Source organism: Actinomadura sp. NPDC048032, from assembly GCF_040653175.1.
Lineage (GTDB): Bacteria > Actinomycetota > Actinomycetes > Streptosporangiales > Streptosporangiaceae > Spirillospora > Spirillospora verrucosospora.
The window spans coordinates 1-4,616 of the sequence record NZ_JBEZJP010000539.1; the positions used below are offsets into that span (position 1 = coordinate 1).

Below are 4,616 nucleotides of genomic sequence, written 5' to 3' on the forward strand. Positions count from 1 at the left end.
GGGCGGCCTACCGGCGCCTCGTGCGGGCCGAGGCCGCCGAGCGCGAGCGGCTCGCCCGCGACCTGCACGACGGCGCGCAGCAGCGGCTGCTCGCGCTCGGCGCGATGCTCGGCACGCTGGAGGCCGTCACCGGCGACCCGGCCGTCAAGGAGCACGCCCGCGCCTGCCGCGCCGAGCTGAAGGAGGCCCTCGCCCAGCTGCGGGCGCTGGCCCGGGAGGTGCAGCCGGCGCTGCTCGTCCAGGACGGTCTCGGCCCGGCGCTGGAGGTCGTCGCCGAGCGGCTCGGCACCCGGGTCGCGCTCGACGTCACCCCGCGCCGGTTCTCCCGCGAGATCGAGTCCACGCTTTACTCCGCGCTGTGCGAGACGCTGTCGTACGCTGTCGAGGGCGCGCGTGCCACCCGGGTCCTCGTGCGGGTCGGCGAGGAGGGCGGACGTGTGGTCGCCGAGGTCGGGCTCGACGGCGCCCGCCCCGGAGGCCCCGCCGCCGATCCCGTCGCCGACCTGGCCGGTCCGTCCGGCCGGATCAGGGCGCTGCGCGGTGAGATGGAAATCGGCGGCGGCCCCCGCGCGGGCCTGACGGTAAGGATGGACCTCCCATGCGAGTAGCCGTGGCGGAGGACAGCGGGATCTTCCGGCAGGCTCTGGTCACCCTCCTCACCACCGTCGGGATCGACGTGGTGGCGTCCGCCGGGTCGGGCGAGGAGCTGCTGGCCCGCGTCGCGGACGACCCGCCCGACGTCGCCATCCTCGACCTGCACATGCCGCCCACGTTCACCGACGAAGGCGTCGTCGCGGCCCGCCGGCTCCTGGAGCGCCACCCCGGCCTCGGCGTCCTGGTCCTGTCGGCCTTCAACGAGACCCCGCAGGCGATGGAGCTGTTCCGCGGCCGGCCGCGCGGCGTCGGATACCTGCTGAAGGACCACGTCACGGACGTGGAGAACCTGCGTTCGGCGCTGGAGCGGGTCGGCCGCGGCGAGGTCGTCATCGACCCCGACGTGGTGACCCGGCTGGTCGAGGCGCGGCACCGCGAGCAGGAGCTGTCCCGGCTGTCGGGACGCGAGCGGGAGGTCCTGGCGCTGATGGCGGAGGGGCACTCCAACGCCGGCATCGGCAAGCGGCTGCACCTGTCCGCCCGGACGGTCGAGGACCACGTGCGGGCCATCTTCGCCAAGCTCAAGATCACCACGCCCGGCGGGGCGCCCGGCCCCCAGGACAGCAACAAGCGGGTGCTCGCCGTCCTGACCTGGCTGCGCGCCGCCGAGATCCGCTGACCGCGACCCGGCACCCGGGCGCGACGGTCGTCGCGTGCCCCCGCGCCCGCGCATCGATCGGGTAACGGCCCCTCGCGCCGCACGGCGGCGGTGGGGAAAACTGTCCGTGCGAGTCCGGTCGCGTCAGGTGACCCCGGTGGTGGCCCCCGCACGCCACCGCGAGGCGCCACGCCCCCGAAAGCGGGCGCGTGACGCGGCCGTTCCCGGCACGTTCCCATAATCCCGGCGCCGCTCTGGGCGCGCATCCGGGAAAACCCCCGTCCCGCACGGTGGTTTCCCGGGACGACACGGAAGGATCGCGGTGAGGCGCGTCTCCCGGTGGCCGCCGTGGCTCGGCGCGCGGGTGCGCCGCGCCCTGGCCTCGGGCGCGGCGGTCGCGGCCGCGGCGCTGGCCTTCGGCTGGCCGCACTGGTGGGCCCAGCCCGTCGCCGCCGCCGTCACCCTGGTCTGCTGCGGCGGGTTCGCCGTCGCGGGCGGGCTGTTCGCGGCGGGGCGGACCGCCCGGCGCACCGGCGCGGCGTTCGTCGTCGCGGCCGCCTCGTGGGCCGTCACCTGGGCGGCGGCCTGGAACACGGGCGCGGCTCCGCTGGTGTCGGTGTTCGCCCAGTCGGTGTTCTTCCTGGCCGTCGGCATCGGCGTGCTGCTGTACCCGGCCGGGCGGCTGGAGGGCGCCGCCGCGAGGCTCTGGACCGCCGCCGCCGTCGTGATCATGATCGGCGGGCAGGCGCTGCTGTGCGCCGTCTCCCGTCCGGCCTGGAACGGCTTCGCGGCGTCGGCGACCTGGCCGGCGCTGCGTCCCGAGCACGGGGTGTTCCACGGCGTCCAGCAGGCCATGGCGGGCGCGATGACGGTGCTGGCCGGCGCGCTCGTGGTGATCCTGGTGGCCCGCCTGCCGCGCACGGGGCGGCTGGACCGCGCGCTCACCGTTCCCGTCGCGGTCGCCGTGACGTTCGGCGTCAGCGGCGCCCTGGTGGTCCAGAGCACGCTCATCGGCAGCGACGCCGACCTCGCGGACGTGCTGGACGTCTACCTCTTCCAGGGCGTCTTCGCGACGGTGCTGCCGCTGGCGTTCCTCGGCACCGCGCTGCGCGCCCGGCTGGCCGAGCTGACCGTCGCCGAGCGGATGCAGCGCCTGCTCGCAGGCCCCGTGTCGGTGGCGCGCGTCCGCGACGCGCTCCGCGCCGTCCTGGGCGACGGCACCCTGGACCTGTGGATGTGGGCGGACGGCGGCTACGTCGACGTGGACGGCCGCCGCATGCGCGACGCGCCTGGAGGCGCGGCAGGGCGCTGGCGGCACCGGGTCCGCACGTCCGGCGGCGAGCCCCTCGCCACCGTCGACCTCGCCGCCGCGCTCCGCGACCACGAGCCGCTCGTCGAGGCGGCGCTGGTCGCGGGCGGCCGCGCGCTGGAGACCGTCCGTCTCCAGGCCGCCGCGCAGGCCAACCTGGAGCGGGCGCGCGAGGCGCGCGAGCGTCTGGTGCGGATCCAGGCGGCCGAGCGCGAGCGGCTCGCCGCCGACCTGAAGTACAGCGCGCAGCAGCGGCTCCACGCCCTGGAGGAGATGCTCGCCCGGCTGGAGGCCGCGGCGGCCGACCCGCGGGCCCGCGAGCAGGCCCGGACCTGCCGCGGCGAGCTGGCCGAGGCGGTCGCCGAGCTGGAGGCCCTGGCCCGCGGCATGCACCCGGCGATCCTCGCCGACGCCGGGCTGGCCCCGGCGATGGAGCTGGTCGCCACCCGCACGCCCGTGCCCGTCCATCTCGACATGCCCGCGGGCCGGTTCCCGCCCGAGATCGAGTCGACGCTTTACTTCGCGCTCTGCGAGGCCCTCACCAACGCCGTCAAGCACGCCCGGGCCGACGCGATCCACCTGACGGTCCGCCCGGGGCCGGACGGGATCGCCGCCGAGGTCCGCGACGACGGCGTCGGCGGCGCCTCCCCGGACCCGGGTGGCGGCCTGGCGGGTCTCACCGACCGCGTCCGCGCGCTGCGGGGGCACGTCACCGTCGAGAGCCCGCCCGGTGGGGGCACCGCGGTCCGCATCGTCCTGCCGTCCGGAGAGGGCGCCTGACCCCGCCGTGACCCGGCGCCGGTCAGGAGGGGGTGTTGCGGACGATCGGCAGGAGGTAGCGGCGGGCGAAGTCGCGGGCGCCCGCCTCGTCGAGGGGGATGTGGCCGTCCGGGGTGAGGACGAGGGAGTGCGTGAGGCGGACCAGGATCTCCGCGACGACCTCGGGGTCGACGTCCGCCGGGGCGGCGCCGAGGCGCTGCGCGGTGCGCAGCCGGCCGGCGAGGTAGCCGCGGGCGGCGGCGAGCAGGGGCCCGGCCTTGACCGTGGAGTGCGGCAGGAACAGTTCGGGTTCGACGACCATCAGGCGCGTCATGAGCCGCTGCTCCCGGCTGATGCGCAGGGTGACGGCGAAGCCCTCGACGAGGCGCTCCTCCAGGGTGGGCAGCGCCGCGACGGCCGCGTCCAGCTCGGCGAAGAAGCGCCGCGCCTCCCGGAGCAGGACGCCGGTGACGAGGTCGTTCTTGGTGGGGAAGCGGCGGTAGATCGTGGCGCGGCCGAGGCCGGACTCGCGCGCGACGTCGTCCATGGTGGTGCGGCGGGGCCCGTAGGTCTCGAAGGACCGCAGGGCGGCGTCGAGGATGCGGTCGGTCTGCGGCTCGCTCTCGGGGCCGCCGGTGAGCAGGCTCCGCAGGAGTTCGTCGTCGCTCGTCATCGTGCGGCCGACTCTAGCCGCCGCGCCTCCGCCCGTCCGAGCGGAGGGCGCGGGCGGCGAGGAGGGAGAGGAGCAGCGGGGGCGGGGTCGCGGCGGGGGCGAGCCGCACGCGGGTTCAGCGTGCGGACAGCGCGTCGAGGGCCTGCTCGGTGGTCGGGTGGGCGATGAGGTGCCGGTCCAGGCCGCTGCGTTCGATGATCGTGCGGAACCGGCGCTCCGGGCGGGCGAGGACGAACTCGCCCCCGGCCGCGTGGGCGGCCTTCCAGAGAGTGATCATCGCGTTCAGTCCCGAGGAGTCGCAGAAGGTCACCTCGCCGACGTCCAGGACGATCAGCGGCGGCCCGCCCAGGGCCCGCATGTCGGCCAGGACGTGCTCGCGCAGCGCGTCGGCCGTGAGGATCGTGAGCTCCCCCTCCGCCTCCACGAGCAGGCAGGGGCCGCGGACGTCGCTGCGGAGCCGCAGCGGATCGATGGGGGTCCCCTCCGGCGTCTGGCCGGCTCCGATGGACATGACGATCACCTCCCGTAGTCGCAAGGTTGCGGAGTACCCGTGAAAGGGGAGGTCATACCTGGCAGTTCGCCAAGGCGCAGCACGTCGCCGACAAGCACGGCTGGACGAAATT

The 4,616-nt window shown here is 76.1% G+C and carries 5 protein-coding genes; 3 read left to right on the plus strand and 2 right to left on the minus strand.

The features are described 5' to 3' along the window. From AB0C69_RS38385 to AB0C69_RS38395, 3 genes are all read left to right on the plus strand, one after another. A partial coding sequence (locus tag AB0C69_RS38385; protein WP_360360884.1) for a histidine kinase occupies positions 1–608 on the plus strand: 608 nt, incomplete at its 5' end. After that, positions 599–1,273, plus strand: coding sequence for a response regulator transcription factor (locus AB0C69_RS38390; protein WP_345176208.1), 675 nt, complete (start codon positions 599–601; stop codon positions 1,271–1,273). The genes AB0C69_RS38385 and AB0C69_RS38390, both read left to right, overlap by 10 nt. 301 nt (positions 1,274–1,574) lie before the next feature. After that, positions 1,575–3,341, plus strand: coding sequence for an ATP-binding protein (locus AB0C69_RS38395; protein WP_360360887.1), 1,767 nt, complete (start codon positions 1,575–1,577; stop codon positions 3,339–3,341). A 22-nt stretch (positions 3,342–3,363) separates the two neighbouring features. On the opposite strand, the gene AB0C69_RS38400 is transcribed toward AB0C69_RS38395, so the two are convergent. After that, complete coding sequence (locus AB0C69_RS38400) at positions 3,364–3,993, minus strand: TetR family transcriptional regulator (protein ID WP_360360890.1); 630 nt, start codon at positions 3,991–3,993, stop codon at positions 3,364–3,366. A 115-nt stretch (positions 3,994–4,108) separates the two neighbouring features. Beyond that, positions 4,109–4,504 carry an STAS domain-containing protein gene (locus AB0C69_RS38405; RefSeq protein WP_345176202.1) on the minus strand — a complete coding sequence of 132 codons (396 nt, stop codon included), beginning with the start codon at positions 4,502–4,504 and terminating at the stop codon, positions 4,109–4,111. Positions 4,505–4,616 lie beyond the last annotated feature (112 nt).